Here is a 17721-nt window from a genome sequence, read left to right on the forward strand (position 1 = left end):
AGGAATTTCCGCGGCTGAAAGAAATTCCAGATGAAGGGCAACAGAAGGCTAATCCGGAGCGCAGGCAAAACCTGACGCAAGGCTGCGTTACGGCCGAAGAGGTGATGGGCATTTTCTGCCCATAAACAGGGTGGTACCGCGAGCGCAACTCTCGTCCCTGCCAAGGGATGGGAGTTTTTTTATAGAAAAAACAAAGGGGAGGATCATCATGAAGAAACTGACATCTGCCGAAGTGCGGCGCATGTTTTTAGAGTTTTTCCAGGAAAAAGGCCATATGGTGGAGCCGAGCGCATCGCTCATTCCGGTTGACGACCCGTCGCTGCTGTGGATCAACAGCGGCGTCGCGACGTTGAAAAAGTATTTTGACGGCCGCATCATTCCCGAAAATCCGCGCATTTGCAATGCGCAAAAATCGATTCGCACGAACGATATCGAAAATGTCGGGAAAACGGCGCGCCACCATACGTTTTTTGAAATGCTCGGCAACTTTTCGATCGGCGATTATTTCAAGCGTGAAGCGATCCATTGGGCATGGGAGTTTTTAACGAGCGACAAATGGCTCGGTTTTGATCCGGAACGGTTGTCCGTCACGATCCATCCGGAAGACGAGGAAGCGTACAACATTTGGCGCAACGAAATCGGCTTGCCAAAAGAGCGGATCATTCGCCTTGAAGGCAACTTCTGGGACATCGGCGAAGGCCCGAGCGGCCCGAATACGGAAATTTTTTATGACCGCGGTGAAGCGTTCGGCAACGACCCGAACGACCCGGAGCTGTACCCAGGCGGGGAAAACGAGCGCTACTTGGAAGTATGGAACCTTGTCTTTTCGCAGTTCAACCATAACCCGGACGGCACGTACACGCCGCTGCCGAAGAAAAACATCGACACCGGCATGGGCTTGGAGCGGATGTGCTCGATTTTGCAAGATGTGCCGACAAACTTTGAAACCGACTTGTTTATGCCGATCATCCGCGCCACCGAGCAAATTTCCGGCGAACGGTATGGCGAAGATCCGGAGAAAGACGTCGCGTTTAAAGTGATCGCCGACCATATTCGCGCGGTGACGTTTGCGATCGGCGATGGGGCGCTGCCGTCCAACGAGGGCCGCGGCTATGTGCTGCGCCGCCTGCTCCGCCGCGCCGTGCGCTACGCGAAACACATCGGCATTGAGCGTCCGTTTATGTACGAGCTCGTCCCGGTTGTCGGCGAAATTATGCATGACTATTATCCGGAAGTGAAAGAAAAAGCCGATTTTATCGCCCGCGTCATCCGCAGTGAGGAGGAGCGGTTCCATGAGACGCTTCACGAAGGGCTCGCCATTTTAAGCAACGTGATCGAGAAGGCCAAATCCGAAGGAAGCGACGTCATCCCCGGCGAGGACGTGTTCCGTCTGTACGATACGTACGGCTTCCCGATCGAGCTGACGGAGGAATACGCGGCAGAAGCGGGAATGAAAGTCGACCATGACGGGTTTGAACGAGAAATGGAACGGCAGCGCGAACGGGCACGCGCCGCCCGCCAAGACGTGGATTCGATGCAGGTGCAAGGCGGCGTCCTTGGCGACATTAAAGACGAAAGCCGCTTCGTCGGTTACGATGAGCTCGTCGCTTCTTCCACCGTTCTCGCCATCGTCAAAGACGGACAGCTTGTCGAGGAAGTCCGCGCCGGCGAAGAGGCGCAAATCATCGTCGATGTGACGCCATTTTACGCCGAAAGCGGCGGACAAATCGCTGACCAAGGCGTGTTTGAAAGCGAAACAGGAACAGCGGTCGTCAAAGATGTGCAAAAAGCGCCGAACGGCCAACATCTTCATGCGATCATCGTCGAGAGTGGTACGGTGAAAAAAGGTGCGGTGTATACGGCGCGCGTTGATGAAGCGAAACGGGCCCGCATTATCAAAAACCATACGGCAACCCATTTGCTCCATCAAGCGCTAAAAGACGTGCTCGGCCGCCATGTCAACCAAGCGGGGTCGCTTGTCACCCCGGACCGGCTTCGTTTTGACTTCACCCATTTTGGGCAAGTGAAGCCAGAGGAGCTCGAGCGCATCGAAGCCATCGTCAACGAACAAATTTGGAAAAGCCTCCCGGTTGACATTTTTTATAAACCGCTCGAGGAAGCGAAAGCGATGGGCGCGATGGCGCTGTTTGGCGAAAAATACGGCGACATCGTCCGCGTCGTCAAAGTCGGCGACTACAGCCTCGAGCTGTGCGGAGGCTGCCATGTGCCCAACACATCAGCCATCGGCCTGTTTAAAATCGTCTCCGAATCGGGCATCGGCGCCGGCACGCGTCGGATTGAAGCGGTGACCGGAGAAGCGGCATACCGCTTTATGAGTGAACAGCTGGCTATTTTGCAAGAGGCGGCGCAAAAGCTGAAAACAAGCCCGAAAGAATTGAATGCGCGTCTTGACGGACTGTTTGCCGAGCTGAAAGAGCTCGAGCGCGAAAATGAATCGCTTGCTGCCCGCCTCGCCCATATGGAAGCTGAGCACCTCACCCGTCAAGTGAAAGATGTAAACGGCGTGCCGGTGTTGGCGGCAAAAGTGCAGGCCAATGACATGAATCAACTGCGGGCCATGGCTGATGATTTGAAACAAAAGCTCGGCACGGCGGTCATCGTGTTGGCGTCCGCCCAGGGCGGAAAAGTGCAACTGATTGCCGCAGTAACGGACGATTTGGTGAAAAAAGGATTCCATGCCGGCAAGCTGGTGAAAGAAGTAGCGTCGCGTTGCGGTGGGGGCGGCGGCGGGCGCCCGGATTTGGCGCAAGCTGGCGGCAAGGACCCAAGCAAGGTCGGCGAAGCGCTCGGTTATGTCGAAACATGGGTGAAATCCGTTTCCTAATTGGCGCGGATCGTGTACAATGGATGTAAAAGGACGGGGTGCCTGAATAAGGAGCGAGGTGGAAACGGTGAGCTCGTTTGACCAAACGATGCAGTTTCATTTTTCCGAAGAGCCGGCGGAAACGAATGTCCGCGAAGTGTTGTTGACGGTGTATGACGCCTTGAAAGAAAAAGGCTACAACCCGATCAACCAAATTGTCGGCTACCTGCTGTCCGGCGACCCGGCTTACATCCCGCGCCATAAAGATGCGCGCGCGCTCATCCGCAAAATTGAACGCGACGAATTAATCGAGGAATTGGTGAAATTCTATTTACAGGGGCAACGAAAGGATTAACCTGATGCGGACGCTAGGATTAGATTTGGGAACGAAAACGCTCGGCGTTGCCGTTAGCGACGAACTCGGCCTTACAGCGCAAGGATTGGAGACGATCGCCATTGATACGGAGCGCGGCGACTACGGCTTAAAGCGGCTGCGCGCCCTTATCGATGAGTACGGCGTCGATGCGATCGTCGTCGGATGGCCGAAAAACATGAACGGCACGCTCGGACCGCGCGCTGAGGCAAGCGAGCGGTTCGCCGCCAAACTGCGCGAGGAGTTTTCTTTGCCCGTTGTGCTTTGGGATGAACGGCTGTCGACGATGGCCGCCGAACGGATGTTGATCGCTGCCGACGTCAGCCGGAAAAAGCGGCGGAAAGTGATCGACAAAATGGCGGCGGCCGTCATTTTGCAGTCATATTTGGACAGTAAACGATAAATTGGAGGAGAAAACATGGAACACGGAGACCGTCATATTACCGTTGTCGACGAACATGGCAACGAGCAGCTGTGCGAAATTTTGTTTACGTTTGAATCGGACGATTTTGGCAAATCGTACGTGTTTTACTATCCGGTCGGCGCCGAAGCCGAAGATGAGGACGGCGAGACAGAGGTGCACGTCTCAGCCTTTGTCCCAGGCAATGAAAACGAAGAGGGCGAGCTGCTCCCGATCGAAACGGAAGAAGAATGGGATATGATTGAAGAAGTGTGGAATACGTTTTGCGCCGAGCAAGAAGGAGAAGACGAGGCGTAACGGACAAAACGGCTGCCTGCGGGCGGCCGTTTTTTAGCGTCCAAAGGCGAAAAATGCCGAAAGTTGTAGTATAATATGGCCGATGAAAGGAGGCTGGAAATGAACCGGAATGGTTTCAAGGCGCCCAAGGCGCGGCTTGGACGGAAAACCGTCTTGATCGTCTGCGCCGTCCTGCTGGCTGCAATCGTCATCGCCGGCGCCGGCAGTTTTTTCTACATCCGTTCGGCGTTCCAGCCGGTTGCTCCGAACGATCGCACTCCTGTCCATGTGTCGATTCCGGTCGGCTCATCGGCGGCGGATATTGCCGAACAGCTTGAACGAAAGCGGCTCATTAAAAGCGCGGCCGTCTTTCGCTTCTATGTTCGCTGGAAAAACGAGTCAGGCTTTCAAACGGGGGAGTATGAGCTGACGCGGGCGATGCCGATGGCGCGCATCATCGAGCTATTGCAAACCGGCCGGTCGCTAAAAATCGGATTGAAGCTCACCATTCCAGAAGGATCGCAGCTTGTGCAAATCGCTGCCATCATCGCCGCCAAAACCGGGTACAAGCAGGAAGACGTGATGAAGCTGTTGAACGATCGCGCGTATATTGAACAGCTTCGCCGCACGTACCCTGAGTTGTTGACAGCGGACATTTTTCAGCGCGGCATTCGTTATCCGCTTGAAGGCTACCTGTTTCCGGCCACTTACGTGTTTGCCGACCAAAAGCCGCCGCTTCCGGAGATCATTGAGGCGATGGTCGCGAAAACGGCGGAGGTGCTCGGTCAATACAAAGAGACGATGAAAGAAAAACAATTGTCGCCGCATCGATTGTTGACCATGTCGTCGTTAATCGAAGAAGAGGCGACCGAGAAAGCCGACCGCGAAAAAATCGCCAGCGTCTTTTACAACCGGCTGCGCATCGGCATGCCGCTGCAAACCGATCCGACCGTCCTGTACGCGCTCGGCAAACATAAAGATCGGGTGCTGTATAAAGACTTGCAAGTTGATTCGCCGTATAATACCTACATTCATCAAGGGCTGCCGCCCGGTCCGATCGCCAACGCCGGCGAGATGTCGATCGAAGCGGCGCTTCAGCCGGCTGCGACCGACTATTTATACTTTCTGGCCACTCCGGCGGGCGACGTCATTTTCACGAAAACGCTCGCCGAGCATAACCGCGAAAAAGCGAAATACATTGGGAAACAATAGCGCAAACTGGAAGTTGCTTGCTCAATGGGCAAAACGGCTTCGCTTTTTTGCCCGTTTATGATACTATAATAAAGTTGAACAGCGCCCCCGCCTGAATCGGGCGGCGGCCAACGATAAGAGTCGGTTGGCGGCTCTTATTTTTCATGCTGATGACATGATCGACGGAGGAGGAGTCCTCTTGCTTTCAGAACATATCGTCCGTTATTTGCGGCAGTTGCGCCCGGCGCCGGATGCAGAAATCGCGGAAATGGAGCGGTACGCCCGCGAACAGCGCGTGCCGATCATCGATCCGGTGAGCATGGAAGTGCTGCTGTTTGTGTTGAACTTGGCTGCGCCGCGCCGCATTTTGGAAATCGGCACCGCGATCGGCTATTCGGCGATCCGGATGGCGAAGGCGCTGCCGGATGTGCGCATTGTGACGATTGAAAAAGACCGGGAGCGGTACGAGCGCGCCCGTTTTTATATCGAGAAAATGAACATAGCCGGACGGATTGAGGTGATTTTGGGCGATGCGCTTGACGCTGTGGCGGATGCGGCAGCGGCGGCGCCGTTTGATGTGCTGTTTATCGACGCGGCCAAAGGGCAATATGAGCGCTTTTTTACGCTGTATGAGCCGCTTCTGGCCGAGGGCGGCCTTGTCATTAGCGACAACGTGCTGTTTAAAGGGCTTGTCGCGGCTGAAGAGCCTGCGGGCAATAAGCGGCTGTGGAACATCGCGCAAAAAATCCGGCGCTACAATGAATGGCTGATGGCCCGGAGCGATTACGACACGGTCATCATTCCCGTTGGAGACGGGCTGGCTATATCGAAAAAACGAGGTGAACGAGAATGAAAAAACCGGAATTGCTCGTCACGCCGACGAGCGTTTCCCATATTGAGGAATTGGCTGAAGCGGGAGCGGACGCTGTAATGATCGGCGAACAGCGCTATGGCTTGCGGCTTGCCGGCGAATTTTCCCGCGCCGACGTTGCTGCGGCCATCGAAGCGGCTCACCGGCACGGCATGAACGTGTATGTGGCGATGAACGCCATTTTTCATAATGACAAAGTCGATGAACTGGGCGATTATATCGCTTTTGTCGCCGCCGCCGGCGCTGACGCCATCGTGTTTGGCGACCCGGCCGTGCTGTTGACGGTTCGCGAGGCCGCCCCTCATATGAAGCTCCACTGGAGCACGGAAACGACGGCGACGAACTGGTATACGTGCAACTATTGGGGGCGAAAAGGAGCGAAGCGCGCTGTCTTGGCCCGCGAGTTGAACATGGACGCCATTTTGGAAATCAAAGCCCATGCCGAAGTGGAAATCGAAGTGCAAGTGCATGGGGCGACGTGCATGTACCAATCGAAGCGTTCGCTCATCGGCAACTACTTCGAGTATCAAGGAAAAGTGATGGAAATTGAACGAAAAAAATATGAAAAAGGGATGTTTTTATACGACAAGGAGCGCGACAACAAATATCCGATTTTTGAAGATGAAAACGGCACGCATATTATGAGCCCAAACGATGTTTGCATCATCGACGAGCTTGGCGACATGATCGAAGCCGGCATTGACAGCTTCAAAATCGATGGCATTTTGCATGAGCCTCGCTACATTACGGAAGTGACAAAGCTGTACCGCCGCGCCATTGATATGTGCGCCAAAGACCGCGAGCAGTATGAGCGGAAAAAAGAGGAGCTGCTTGCCGCTGTTGAGGCGCTCCAACCGCCGCACCGCCGATTGGACACCGGATTTTTCTTCAAAGAGACGATTTATTGACAAAGGAGGGAGAACGAATGCTGCTGAAAAACGACCGCATTTCCGAAATCGTTGACGGCAAGCGCGTCATTGTGAAAAAACCGGAATTGCTTGCGCCGGCCGGCAACCTGGAAAAGCTGAAAATTGCCGTCCATTACGGGGCGGATGCCGTCTTTATCGGCGGCCAAGAGTACAGCCTGCGCGCCAACGCCGACAACTTCACGATTGACGAAATTCGCGAAGGAGTTGAATTTGCCAACCGATACGGAGCAAAAGTATACGTCACGGCCAACATTTATGCGCATAATGAAAACATTCCCGGCCTTGACGACTATTTGCGGGCGCTCGAAGATGCCGGCGTCCATGGCATTATCGTCGCCGACCCGCTCATTATTGAGACGGCGCGCCGGGTGGCGCCGAAGCTTGAAGTGCATTTAAGCACCCAGCAATCGCTTTCGAACTGGAAAGCGGTCCAGTTTTGGAAAGAGGAAGGGCTCGAGCGGGTCGTGCTCGCCCGCGAGGTAAGCGCCGAGGAAATTCGGCAAATCAAAGAAAAAGTCGATATCGAAATCGAGGCGTTCATCCACGGAGCGATGTGTTCCGCCTACTCGGGCCGCTGCGTGTTGAGCAACCATATGACGGCGCGCGACTCGAACCGCGGCGGGTGCTGCCAGTCGTGCCGCTGGGACTATGACTTGTACCAGCTGGCTGACGGACGGGAAATCCCGCTGTTTGCTGAGGGCGATGCTCCGTTTGCCATGAGCGCGAAAGATTTAAACCTCATCCGCGCCATTCCGGCGATGATTGAGCTTGGCGTTGACAGCTTGAAAATTGAAGGGCGGATGAAGTCGATCCATTATGTGGCGACGGTTGTGAGCGTCTACCGGAAAGTGATTGACGCCTACTGTGCCGACCCGGATCATTTCACGATCCGCGAAGAGTGGGTGCGGGAGCTTGACAAGTGCGCCAACCGCGAAACAGCGCCGTCGTTTTTTGACGGGTTTCCGGATTATACGAACCATATGTACGGTACGCACAGCCGGAAGACGACACATGAGTTTGCCGGCCTTGTGCTTGGCTACGATCCGGAGACCGGCATCGCCACCATCCAGCAGCGCAACCATTTTAAACCGGGTGATGAGGTCGAATTTTTCGGCCCGGAAATCGAAAACTTTACCCAAGTGATCGATACTATTTGGGATGAAGATGGCAACAAGCTCGATGCGGCCCGCCACCCGCTGCAAATCGTCAAAGTGCGAGTCAAACGCCCTCTCTTCCCGTACAACATGATGAGAAAGGAGAATTGAGATGGCGGACAAGCCCGTTGTTATCGGCGTCGCCGGCGGTTCCGGCTCGGGAAAGACGAGCGTCGCCCGCGCAATTTATGACCATTTCGGCGATCACTCGATTCTTGTGCTCGAGCAAGATTTTTATTACAAGGACCAAAGCCATCTCCCGTTTGAAGAGCGGCTGAAGACGAACTACGACCATCCGTTGGCGTTTGACAACGACTTGTTGATCGAGCACGTTCATCGGCTGCTTCGCTACGAGCCGATCGACAAGCCGGTGTATGACTATAAGCTGCATACCCGTTCGAACGAAGTCGTCCGCGTCGAGCCGAAGGATGTCATTATTTTGGAAGGCATTCTCGTTTTGGAGGATGAGCGGCTCCGCAATTTGATGGACATCAAAGTGTACGTCGACACCGACCCGGACATTCGCATCATCCGCCGCCTCATCCGCGATATGAAAGAGCGCGGCCGCACGTTTGATTCGGTCATTGAGCAGTATTTGTCCGTCGTGCGGCCGATGCACAACCAGTTTGTCGAACCGACGAAACGCTACGCGGACGTGATCATTCCAGAAGGCGGGCAAAACGCAGTCGCCATCGATTTAATGGTGGCAAAAATTCGCACAGTTCTTGAACAAAAAGCGTTTTTATAATAACATAACAGAGACAAAACAATATATTATATACCAAGTAAGCGTACGAACAGTTGTTTTTCTGTTCGTACGTTTTACATAATGCAAAACATAGAGGAGTGAGACAAATGGCGAATGAAAAGCAGTATCCAATGACGAAAGAGGGAAAAGAGAAACTGGAACAAGAGCTTGAGTACTTAAAAACGGTCAAGCGGAAAGAAGTCGTTGAACGAATCAAAATCGCCCGCGGGTTCGGGGATCTGTCGGAAAACTCGGAATATGACGCCGCGAAAGACGAGCAAGCGTTTGTGGAATCGCGCATTCAAATGCTTGAAAATATGATCCGCAACGCCGTCATCATTGAAGAAGACAAAGAAAACCCGGATGTCGTCTCGCTTGGCAAGTCGGTGACGTTCATCGAGCTTCCGGACGGCGAAGAAGAGACGTACACGATCGTCGGCAGCGCCGAGGCCGACCCGTTCGAAGGGAAAATTTCCAACGACTCGCCGATTGCCAAATCGCTTCTCGGCCGCCGCGTCGGCGATGAGGTGACGGTGCAAACGCCGGGCGGAGAAATGCTGGTCAAAATCGTGGCGGTCAAATAAACAGGCGGACCGCCGCGTCCGGGCCGCTCCGAATGAAGGTTGCAGCAAATCGCCGCCGACGGCACGTTTGAAAGGAAAGCACCTCGTCGAAACTGATGATGAGGTGTTTTCATTATGTGGAAAAAACGGACAATCGTCACCATCGCGCTCATCCAGGCTGCCTTGCTGTTGCTGATCGGCCGGTTAGCGCAAATCCAGCTCATTGATTCGGAATCGTTTGCCGGCCGCAATTTAATCGCGGAAAGCGTCGCCCAGCGTACGCAGGAGCTGACAATTGACGACGGGCGCGGCTCGTTCGTCGATCGGAATGGCCGCCCGCTGACAAAGCGGTACGTGCCGTCGCTTGTGCTGTTTCCGTTTTTGGCGACGATGAAATGGCCGATTGAGCAAGTCGCCCGCATCGCCGGCGTTACGGTGGAAGACATCCGCCGCCAGCTTGAGGAGGCAAACGGCCCGTTCATCCTGCAGCAAGACGGCGAGCCGCTCGCCTTAAGCGCGAGCCAAATGAAGCAAATTAACGACTTGCGCATCCCCGGGGTTTTTGCCGTCAAGAAACAATATCCGCTTGAGACGGTGTATGCGCCGCATTTGCTTGGCTTTACCCGGAAGGATGAGAAGCTTCTGCGCATGCGCTATCCGAAGCGTTCGCTCCCGCCGCAGGCTGAAGTTGGCATTCAAGGGCTTGAGAAGGCGTTCGACGAGTTTTTGCTCACAGATGGCGAAACGAAGCTGTTGTACCACGTTGACGCTGAAGGAAGGCCGCTGTTTGGGCTTGATGTGAAATACAGCGACCCGGGCAATCCGTTTTACCCGGCGACTGTCCAAACGACGCTCGATCGTGATATCCAGCAAGAAATGGAGCAAATCGTGGACCGGTACGGGTTGAAAAAAGGCGGGCTCGTCCTGCTCGATGTGGACGACAGCAGCGTGCTCGCCATGGTCAGCCGCCCCAATATGAATCCGCGCGACCCGTATAAAAACAGCGGGGCGGAAAATCAAATGGTGCTGCCGCAAATTCCCGGCTCCGTCTTTAAAACGGTTGTCGCCGCCGCGGCGCTTGAGGAAGGGCTGGCTTCGCCTGCTGCGATGTTTGATTGCAGCAAAAAAATTGACAGCACGACGCTGGATGAGGAGCACGACTACGGCATGCTCAACTTGGCCGACAGCTTTGCCGTCAGCTGCAACAACGCGTTTGCCGCGCTCGGCAAACAGCTCGTTCGCCATGACCCGGATGCATTGGAAACGTATGCGGAAAAGCTCGGGTTGTATCCGACAGCCGGCTGGGAAGGAGCCGTGTACCATGAGGAACATTTCCGTCAATTTCCAGAAGAGCAGAAAGGAACGATTTGGCACGACAAGCGCGATAAGCGGGTGCCGCTTGCCGTGGCGCAAACGGCCATTGGGCAAAAAGATGTGCGCGTCTCCCCGCTTGGCGTCGCCAACATGATGGCGACGATCGCCCGCGGCGGCGAGGCCTTGAAGGTGCGGGTCGTGGACAAAGTGCTGTATAAAAACGGGACGACGTTGTTTTCGTTTTCACCCGAGCCGGCGACGGACAAGGAGCCGCTTGCGCCGCAAACGGCAAGGCAGCTCCAGCAGCTGCTGCGCGGCGTCGTCATCAATGAAGACGGCACCGGCCGCCGCTTTCGCTCGCTTCCGTACGAAGTGGCCGGCAAATCCGGGACGGCGGAGACAGGAAAAACGAAGGGCGGCAGCGAATTAATCAATAAATGGTTTGCCGGCTATTTCCCAGCTGACCGCCCGAAATACGCCCTCGCCGTCGTCGAGCTCGACTGCCCGAGCGGACAGGCGGCCACGAATGATGTGTTTGCCGCGGCGGTTGAGGCGCTTTATGCGTATGACCGAAACAAAAACGACCAGGAGTGACGAATCGATATAATGAATTCGTTGCGGCCACATAAAGGAGGGGGAGGCCGATGCAACAAACCGGAACACGTTTTGCCACCCGCGCCAAGCGGCGGAAAATCAACCGCTGGCTCAATGGAGCAATCGCCGTTGTGGTGTTGCTCATTCTCATTGTCGGTTGGAACATATTGTTCGGCGGCGAGCCGAGCCATAAAGCGGCGGATGCTGAGGCGAAGCCGGCTGCGGGGGCGGATGGGGCGAAGCGGGTCGAAATCGAAACGGGAGAACCGACCGCGCCGTCTGAAACGGAGGAAGCTGCTTCCGGGGACGAGTCCGAACCGGCTGAAGAGGAAGCCGAACAAGACGTGACGGCAACGCCGGGGCCGCCGGGGTCGAATATTGAAAAAGAAATCGTCAACCCGGCATGGCAGCCGGTCGGCACGACGCAATCAGAGCCGCATGAAACGGTGTTTAAAAAAGATTCGGTGGACTGGAAGGAAATGCTCGATGCGGTCAGCTATGCGACCGGCATCGCGCCGGACGATATGATCGTTTGGTTCATCGGCAACAATGGGCCGAACAAAGCGGTGGCGACGATTTCAACGAGAGACCAGACCGCCCATTACCGAGTGTATATTGAATGGGTGACGAATGAAGGATGGAAGCCGACGAAAGTGCAAAAGCTGCGGAAAAAACCGTAGCGATTTTTGAAGGGGAACAGGTGCCCGCTTAGAAGGGGCGCCTGTCATTTTTTTGCCTTAAAGTGGACGACGGCACTGTAAAACCGCTTCCCGTTTTCCATGACATGCATTTGGTGCGACACATGATGGACGGAAAGCAGCAGCGCTTTGTTATGCTCGATTTGCTCGTTGATTTTTTTTTCAAGCGTTCGCAAGTCGTCAGCTTCAAAAAACTCCACTTTGTCTTCAATCAAATCAAGGGAAATGTTCACCATGTCTTTGCCTCCTTTCATCGACAGTGTAGCAAATTTTCCCGCTTCCATCCACCCGCGCAATAGAAGCGGCGATGGGGAACAATACAAATGACAGCGAGCACGATCATTGAACGGCGGAAGAAGTTATGGTACAGTGGGAGCAGGTTATCATCTAAAGAATACTATGTTTATAGGAATTATAAACTTTATGGAGTGAGGCCATATGGGCAGGGAATTTCTTGGTTTGTTCGAGCAATGGGCGGAGTCATACGATCGATCAGTCGAAGGGGGAGATGAGCAATACCGCGATGTGTTTGCCGGTTATGATCGCATTTTAAACACTGTCGCTGATAAAGCCGGCCGTGTTGTGCTTGAATTTGGCGTCGGCACCGGCAATTTGACGAAAAAGCTGCTGGAGCGCGGCAAAACGGTATACGGCATCGAGCCGTCGGCGCCGATGAGAAAAAAAGCAACGGAAAAGCTCGGCGGCCGGGCGGTCATTATGGACGGCGATTTTTTGCAATTTCCGGTTCCTCCTGAGCCAGTCGACACCATTGCCAGCACGTACGCGTTTCACCATTTGACGGATGAGGAAAAAGACGAGGCGCTCGGCAAATATAGCCAACTGCTCCAAACTGGTGGTAAAATAGTGTTTGCCGATACGGCGTTTCGCGACAAAAAGGCGTTCCGCCAAGCTGTCGAAGCCGCACGGGAGCGCGGCTTCCACGATTTGGCTGACGATCTTGAGCGCGAATATTACACGACGCTTGACGTATTGGCTTCGCTGTTTGCCAGCCATGGCTTTTCCGTCTCCTTTGCGCAGCAAAACGCGTTCGTCTGGGTGATGGAGGCGGTGAAACAACCGACATAGAAAGAGGGAGAACGATGAAGGCAGCCATCATTGGAGCAATGGAAGAAGAAGTGGCCATTTTGCGCGCACGCATGGAAGGGCGCGAGGAAACGGTGATCGCCGGATGCGAGTTTTCCACCGGCCGCCTTGACGGTGCCGAGGTGGTGCTGCTCAAGTCCGGCATCGGCAAGGTGAATGCGGCGATGGGAACGACGCTTTTGCTTGACCGATTCCGCCCTGATTTCGTCATCAACACCGGCTCGGCCGGCGGATTTTTGCCGTCGTTGCGCGTCGGCGATCTCGTCATTTCCGATGAGGTCGTCCACCATGACGTTGATGTGACGGCGTTTGGCTACGCCTACGGGCAAGTGCCCGGCTTGCCGGCGCGCTACCGGGCCGATGGAGCGCTTGTTGAGGCGGCGAAGCAGGCAGCAGCGCGGCTTGACGGTTTGCAGGCGGCGGTCGGTTTGATCGCGACTGGCGATTCGTTTATGAACGATCCGGAACGCGTCAAATTTGTGCGCAGCCAGTTTCCGGAGCTGTGCGCCGTCGAAATGGAGGCAGCCGCCATCGCCCAAGTGTGCGTGCAGTTTGGGACGCCGTTTGTGGTGATTCGGGCGCTGTCCGATATTGCCGGTCAAGAGTCGGATGTGTCGTTTGAACAGTTTTTGGAGACGGCGGCGAAACACTCTGCACAACTGGTGTTGGCTGTGTTGTCCGCCATGCAGAAGCGAAAATAAACGCCAAAACGCAGCCGTCCCGCCGCCAAATGAGCGTGAGGAATGGAGTGACCAACGATGCGGGTAGCAAAAAGCATTCATGAATTAATCGGCCATACGCCGGTCATCGAGATTACACGCTTTCCGTTGCCGGAAGGCGTCCGTTTGTTTGCGAAGCTCGAGTATTTCAACCCAGGCGGAAGCATTAAAGACCGGCTCGGGCAAGAGCTGCTCGAGGAGGCGTTCGCGTCGGGAAAACTAAAAGAAGGGGGCACGATCATTGAGCCGACGGCCGGCAACACCGGCATCGGCTTGGCGCTGGCGGCGATCGGCAAGAACGTCAACGTCATTTTTTGCGTACCGGAAAAATTCAGCGTTGAAAAGCAGCAGCTGATGAAGGCGCTTGGGGCGCAAATTGTCCATACGCCGACCGAAGAGGGGATGGAGGGGGCGATTCGCAAAGCCGAAGAGCTCGCCCGCACGATTCCGGGCGCCTATTGCCCCCAGCAGTTCGAAAACCCGGCCAACCCAAGGACGTATTACAAAACGCTCGGGCCGGAGTTGTGGGACGACTTGGGCGGACAAATCGACGTTTTTGTTGCCGGCGCTGGTTCGGGCGGCACGTTCATGGGGACGGCGACGTTTTTAAAAGAAAAAAATCCGGCCATTAAAACGGTCATCGTTGAGCCGGAAGGATCCATTTTAGGCGGAGGCGAGCCGGGGCCGCACCGAACCGAAGGAATCGGCATGGAGTTTTTGCCGCCGTTTATGGATCCGGAGTATTTTGACGCTATTTACACGATTTCCGACGACGACGCTTTCCGCCGCGTCAGCGAGCTGGCAAGGCGGGAAGGGCTGCTTGTCGGCAGCTCGTCCGGCGCCGCGTTTCATGCCGCTTTGCTCGAGGCGGAACAAGCGAAGCCCGGGACGAACATCGTTGTCATTTTCCCCGACGGGAGCGAGCGATATTTAAGCAAAAACATTTACGAAGGTGGGCGATAAGATGAGACGAAAGACGATGCTCATCCATGGCGGCATCGCAGGCGACCCGTACACTGGGGCGGTGTCGGTCCCAATTTATCAAGTGAGCACGTACAAACAAGAGGAAGTCGGCAAACATAAAGGGTTTGAATACTCGCGCACCGGCAATCCGACGCGCGCGGCGCTCGAAAAGCTCATTGCCGACCTTGAAGGCGGTGAAGCCGGGTTTGCGTTTGCTTCCGGCATGGCCGCCATTACGGCTGTCATGATGCTGTTTCAAAACGGCGACCATATCGTGCTGACCGACGACGTCTATGGCGGCACGTACCGCGTCATGACGAACGTGCTGAACCGGTTCGGGCTTGAGGCGACGTTCGTCGACACGAGCGATGTCGCCAACATTGAAGCGCATATTCGCCCAAACACGAAGGCGATTTACGTTGAAACGCCGACGAATCCGCTTTTGAAAATCACTGACTTGCAAGCCGCCGCCGCCATTGCCCGTGCTCGCGGGCTGCTGTTGATCGTCGATAATACGTTTTCCACTCCGTACTTTCAAACACCGCTTGCGCTTGGCGCCGATATCGTCATCCACAGCGCGACGAAATATTTAGGCGGCCATAGCGACGTCGTCGCCGGGTTGGCGGTTGTCCGCACGCCGGAGCTTGCCGAGCGGCTCCATTATGTGCAAAATTCAACCGGAGGCGTGCTCGGCCCGCAAGACTCGTGGCTGCTTATGCGCGGGATCAAAACGCTTGGCGTGCGGATGGAAGAGCATGAACGAAACGCGCGCGCCATTGCCGCCTTTTTGGCCGAGCATACGTCCGTTGCCCGCGTCTATTATCCAGGCCTTCCAAATCATCCGAACCATGAGCTGGCCAAACAACAAATGCGTGGATTCGGCGGCATGATTTCGTTTGATGTCGGCAGCTTGGAGCGCGCCGAGAACGTGCTGTCGCGCGTGCGCTACTTTACGCTTGCCGAAAGCTTAGGGGCGGTCGAAAGTTTAATTTCGTTGCCAGGGAAAATGACGCACGCCTCGATCCCTAAGGAACGGCGCGAACAGCTCGGCATTACCGATGGCCTGATCCGTTTGTCGGTCGGGCTTGAAGATGTCAACGATCTGCTTGACGATTTGGCGCAGGCGCTTGGCTGAAATTGCCGCTCCCCCCTTCTGTCCATGTATGATACAGTGAAAGGGGAGAGGAGGGATCGGGCTTGAACGAGCAGCAACGAAACGAGCTGCGGGCGAAGGCGGGCGATTTCAAGATGTACAGCCTTGTCTTGTTCTCGCTCGGTGTGTTTTTCTATTTAGGGACGATCATCCCGGGAGCGCTTGAGGAAGCGAAAAAACCGTTCGCCTTGCTGGCGGTTGCCGGGTGTTTGGCGGCGGCGTTGTACTGCTCGCGCCGCGCTGCCCGTTATGTCTGTCAGCTTGAAGAAGAGAACCCATTTGAACCGTAAACCCGCCTTTTGCCGAAAGGTGGGTTTTTTCTCACGATCACGATTGAGCGGAGAAAGCCGCGGCAGGGGAACAGGGAAGAGAAGCGGTTCGCGCGTGCAGCCGAGGAGGAGCTTGTTGACCGCAAATGCTTTTTCCATCAACGATTGTTGTAAACATGTTCAGCAATGAAGGATGAAAGGGGAGACGATGTATGTCCATTGTACTCGTATGGCTGGTGACGTGGATAAAGCAAAGGGGAAACACCACTTGACTTAGTCGAAAGTGCGATCGGTGCTCCGCGCGCTGTTGTTGACCGTCGAATTTCATGAATTGTTCAAAATGTGGCAGAAGCGTTCCCCGTCTTCTTTGGTAAAATAAAAATAAACGAGAAGGCCAAGGAGGAAACGGGGATGTTCGCCATCGTCACGGCAGTTGTGATTACGGCGTCGATTGCGCTCGTCATCGCTGCGGAAGTGAGCGCCGAAGCAGGAGTGTAACAAGGCGGGCGCCTGTCTAGGATGGGAGGGGAACAGCAGGCGAGCTGCAACACAAGAAATGAGTGTGTTTGTTCACTGATACGGGTGGCACGTTTGCCCGCAGCCGGCCTCGTAAAGGGGGTCGGCTGAATTTTTTGTCCAGACACGGACAACATCGCCCCTGCATATACATAACGATAGGCGGTTTCCGCCGATGACAACAGGCGGGGGTGAGAGCATGTCCGGCATTTTCACGGCGTTTACGTTTCTGTTGAAAGAGCTGACGTTTCTTGTCTCGTATATTAAAAACAATGCGTTTCCCCAGCCGTTAAGCGCTCAAGAAGAGGAAAAGTATTTGGCGCTGATGGCAAAAGGCGACGAGCAAGCCCGCAACCGGCTCATCGAACACAACTTGCGCCTTGTTGCCCACATTGTGAAAAAGTTTGAAAATACGGGAGAAGAGGTCGAGGATTTAATCTCCATTGGCACGATCGGCTTGATCAAGGCGATTGAAAGCTATTCGCCGGGCAAAGGAACGAAGCTGGCAACGTATGCGGCTCGATGTATCGAGAACGAAATCCTGATGCACCTGCGTTCATTAAAAAAAACGCGCAAAGACGTCTCGTTGCATGAGCCAATCGGCCAGGACAAAGAAGGAAACGAAATCAGCCTGCTTGATATTTTAAAAGCCGAAGGCGAAGACATCGTCGATGAAATCCACTTGAACATGGAGCTCGAACAAGTCAAACAATATATCAGCGTGCTTGATGAGCGGGAAAAAGAGGTGATCATCAATCGCTTTGGCCTCGGTCGGCAGCGGGAAAAAACGCAGCGTGAAATCGCCAAAGAGCTCGGCATCTCGAGAAGCTATGTCTCGCGCATTGAAAAACGGGCATTAATGAAAATGTTTCATGAGTTTTACCGGCAGGAAAAAGAAAAGCAGTGATCATGAAATTCGGGAATGAGGCAGGCACCTGACCGGCGGCCTGTTTTCTTTTGCCAACGATACAAGTATTTAAATTATTATAAAAAAACAAAATATATTGATAGTTCCTTGCGACAAAGCGGTTTCATTCAAAA

At 54.6% G+C, this 17721-nt stretch carries 20 protein-coding genes; 19 read left to right on the plus strand and 1 reads right to left on the minus strand.

Annotation, left to right across the window (positions count from 1 at the left end; all coding sequences use genetic code 11):
* The first annotated feature begins 208 nt into the window (after nt 1-208).
* From alaS to NSS88_RS13355, 12 genes are all read left to right on the plus strand, one after another.
* Nucleotides 209-2845, plus strand: a complete 2637-nt coding sequence (gene alaS, locus NSS88_RS13300; protein WP_033014758.1) for an alanine--tRNA ligase — start codon at nt 209-211, stop codon at nt 2843-2845.
* A gap of 67 nt (nt 2846-2912) precedes the next feature.
* Entirely contained in the window at nt 2913-3179 is a 267-nt protein-coding gene (locus tag NSS88_RS13305; protein ID WP_055358087.1) for an IreB family regulatory phosphoprotein, read from the plus strand.
* Nucleotides 3180-3183: 4 nt separating this feature from the next.
* Nucleotides 3184-3600, plus strand: a complete 417-nt coding sequence (gene ruvX, locus NSS88_RS13310) for a Holliday junction resolvase RuvX (protein WP_055357957.1) — start codon at nt 3184-3186, stop codon at nt 3598-3600.
* Between the two features lie 15 nt (nt 3601-3615).
* Nucleotides 3616-3915, plus strand: coding sequence for a DUF1292 domain-containing protein (locus tag NSS88_RS13315; protein ID WP_044743322.1), 300 nt, complete (start codon nt 3616-3618; stop codon nt 3913-3915).
* 99 nt (nt 3916-4014) lie between these two features.
* A complete protein-coding gene (gene mltG / locus NSS88_RS13320) occupies nt 4015-5106 on the plus strand; it encodes an endolytic transglycosylase MltG (protein WP_341084999.1) in 1092 nt (363 codons plus the stop codon).
* 178 nt (nt 5107-5284) lie between these two features.
* On the plus strand, nt 5285-5938 hold the full coding sequence (locus tag NSS88_RS13325; RefSeq protein WP_033014754.1) for an O-methyltransferase: 654 nt from the start codon (nt 5285-5287) through the stop codon (nt 5936-5938).
* Nucleotides 5935-6864 (plus strand): peptidase U32 family protein, encoded by a 930-nt coding sequence (locus tag NSS88_RS13330; protein ID WP_055357959.1) that lies wholly within the window; start codon nt 5935-5937, stop codon nt 6862-6864. Before NSS88_RS13325 ends, NSS88_RS13330 begins: the two co-directional genes overlap by 4 nt.
* 17 nt (nt 6865-6881) lie before the next feature.
* Nucleotides 6882-8150 carry a peptidase U32 family protein gene (locus tag NSS88_RS13335; protein ID WP_033014753.1) on the plus strand — a complete coding sequence of 423 codons (1269 nt, stop codon included), beginning with the start codon at nt 6882-6884 and terminating at the stop codon, nt 8148-8150.
* A 1-nt stretch (nt 8151) separates the two neighbouring features.
* Complete coding sequence (udk, locus tag NSS88_RS13340; RefSeq protein WP_033014751.1) at nt 8152-8787, plus strand: uridine kinase; 636 nt, start codon at nt 8152-8154, stop codon at nt 8785-8787.
* A gap of 107 nt (nt 8788-8894) precedes the next feature.
* Nucleotides 8895-9371, plus strand: a complete 477-nt coding sequence (greA, locus tag NSS88_RS13345) for a transcription elongation factor GreA (protein WP_011232025.1) — start codon at nt 8895-8897, stop codon at nt 9369-9371.
* A 114-nt stretch (nt 9372-9485) separates the two neighbouring features.
* Complete coding sequence (locus NSS88_RS13350) at nt 9486-11258, plus strand: peptidoglycan D,D-transpeptidase FtsI family protein (protein ID WP_033014750.1); 1773 nt, start codon at nt 9486-9488, stop codon at nt 11256-11258.
* Between the two features lie 50 nt (nt 11259-11308).
* Entirely contained in the window at nt 11309-11938 is a 630-nt protein-coding gene (locus NSS88_RS13355; RefSeq protein ID WP_341085004.1) for a YrrS family protein, read from the plus strand.
* Between the two features lie 44 nt (nt 11939-11982).
* Here NSS88_RS13355 and NSS88_RS13360 read toward each other — a convergent pair whose 3' ends face one another.
* Nucleotides 11983-12192, minus strand: a complete 210-nt coding sequence (locus NSS88_RS13360; RefSeq protein ID WP_063165193.1) for a YrzA family protein — start codon at nt 12190-12192, stop codon at nt 11983-11985.
* Nucleotides 12193-12394: 202 nt separating this feature from the next.
* Between NSS88_RS13360 and NSS88_RS13365 the strand changes: the two genes are divergently transcribed.
* The 7 genes from NSS88_RS13365 to sigK all read left to right on the plus strand — a co-directional run bounded on the left by NSS88_RS13365 (nt 12395) and on the right by sigK (nt 17587).
* Nucleotides 12395-13042 carry a class I SAM-dependent methyltransferase gene (locus NSS88_RS13365; protein WP_033014748.1) on the plus strand — a complete coding sequence of 216 codons (648 nt, stop codon included), beginning with the start codon at nt 12395-12397 and terminating at the stop codon, nt 13040-13042.
* 14 nt (nt 13043-13056) lie between these two features.
* Nucleotides 13057-13761: a 5'-methylthioadenosine/S-adenosylhomocysteine nucleosidase gene (mtnN, locus tag NSS88_RS13370; RefSeq protein ID WP_061580799.1), complete on the plus strand. Its 705-nt coding sequence runs from the start codon at nt 13057-13059 to the stop codon at nt 13759-13761.
* A gap of 57 nt (nt 13762-13818) precedes the next feature.
* Nucleotides 13819-14742 carry a PLP-dependent cysteine synthase family protein gene (locus NSS88_RS13375; protein ID WP_033011950.1) on the plus strand — a complete coding sequence of 308 codons (924 nt, stop codon included), beginning with the start codon at nt 13819-13821 and terminating at the stop codon, nt 14740-14742.
* Between the two features lies 1 nt (nt 14743).
* Nucleotides 14744-15877: a bifunctional cystathionine gamma-lyase/homocysteine desulfhydrase gene (locus NSS88_RS13380; RefSeq protein ID WP_033011952.1), complete on the plus strand. Its 1134-nt coding sequence runs from the start codon at nt 14744-14746 to the stop codon at nt 15875-15877.
* 62 nt (nt 15878-15939) lie between these two features.
* Nucleotides 15940-16185: a YrhC family protein gene (locus tag NSS88_RS13385; protein WP_055357961.1), complete on the plus strand. Its 246-nt coding sequence runs from the start codon at nt 15940-15942 to the stop codon at nt 16183-16185.
* A gap of 321 nt (nt 16186-16506) precedes the next feature.
* The gene (locus NSS88_RS13390) at nt 16507-16662 is read left to right on the plus strand and encodes a hypothetical protein (protein ID WP_160331347.1); all 156 of its coding nucleotides are present in this window, start codon (nt 16507-16509) and stop codon (nt 16660-16662) included.
* A gap of 217 nt (nt 16663-16879) precedes the next feature.
* Nucleotides 16880-17587, plus strand: a complete 708-nt coding sequence (gene sigK, locus NSS88_RS13395) for an RNA polymerase sporulation sigma factor SigK (protein WP_055357962.1) — start codon at nt 16880-16882, stop codon at nt 17585-17587.
* Nucleotides 17588-17721: the final 134 nt, after the last annotated feature.

The sequence above is a fragment of the Geobacillus sp. FSL W8-1251 genome, assembly GCF_038005945.1.
In the GTDB taxonomy this organism is placed as follows: Bacteria; Bacillota; Bacilli; order Bacillales; family Anoxybacillaceae; genus Geobacillus; species Geobacillus stearothermophilus.

Excerpts from the sequence above, each read along its gene's own strand:
- NSS88_RS13355 (WP_341085004.1), top strand. The coding sequence starts at position 11,309 with ATGCAACAAACCGGAACACGTTTTGCCACCCGCGCCAAGCGGCGGAAA.
- greA (WP_011232025.1), top strand. The coding sequence starts at position 8,895 with ATGGCGAATGAAAAGCAGTATCCAATGACGAAAGAGGGAAAAGAGAAA.
- NSS88_RS13335 (WP_033014753.1), top strand. The coding sequence starts at position 6,882 with ATGCTGCTGAAAAACGACCGCATTTCCGAAATCGTTGACGGCAAGCGC.
- NSS88_RS13315 (WP_044743322.1), top strand. The coding sequence starts at position 3,616 with ATGGAACACGGAGACCGTCATATTACCGTTGTCGACGAACATGGCAAC.
- mtnN (WP_061580799.1), top strand. The coding sequence starts at position 13,057 with ATGAAGGCAGCCATCATTGGAGCAATGGAAGAAGAAGTGGCCATTTTG.
- udk (WP_033014751.1), top strand. The coding sequence starts at position 8,152 with ATGGCGGACAAGCCCGTTGTTATCGGCGTCGCCGGCGGTTCCGGCTCG.
- NSS88_RS13360 (WP_063165193.1), bottom strand. The coding sequence starts at position 12,192 with ATGGTGAACATTTCCCTTGATTTGATTGAAGACAAAGTGGAGTTTTTT.
- NSS88_RS13330 (WP_055357959.1), top strand. The coding sequence starts at position 5,935 with ATGAAAAAACCGGAATTGCTCGTCACGCCGACGAGCGTTTCCCATATT.
- NSS88_RS13375 (WP_033011950.1), top strand. The coding sequence starts at position 13,819 with ATGCGGGTAGCAAAAAGCATTCATGAATTAATCGGCCATACGCCGGTC.
- ruvX (WP_055357957.1), top strand. The coding sequence starts at position 3,184 with ATGCGGACGCTAGGATTAGATTTGGGAACGAAAACGCTCGGCGTTGCC.
- NSS88_RS13350 (WP_033014750.1), top strand. The coding sequence starts at position 9,486 with ATGTGGAAAAAACGGACAATCGTCACCATCGCGCTCATCCAGGCTGCC.
- NSS88_RS13365 (WP_033014748.1), top strand. The coding sequence starts at position 12,395 with ATGGGCAGGGAATTTCTTGGTTTGTTCGAGCAATGGGCGGAGTCATAC.
- alaS (WP_033014758.1), top strand. The coding sequence starts at position 209 with ATGAAGAAACTGACATCTGCCGAAGTGCGGCGCATGTTTTTAGAGTTT.
- NSS88_RS13380 (WP_033011952.1), top strand. The coding sequence starts at position 14,744 with ATGAGACGAAAGACGATGCTCATCCATGGCGGCATCGCAGGCGACCCG.
- sigK (WP_055357962.1), top strand. The coding sequence starts at position 16,880 with ATGTCCGGCATTTTCACGGCGTTTACGTTTCTGTTGAAAGAGCTGACG.
- mltG (WP_341084999.1), top strand. The coding sequence starts at position 4,015 with ATGAACCGGAATGGTTTCAAGGCGCCCAAGGCGCGGCTTGGACGGAAA.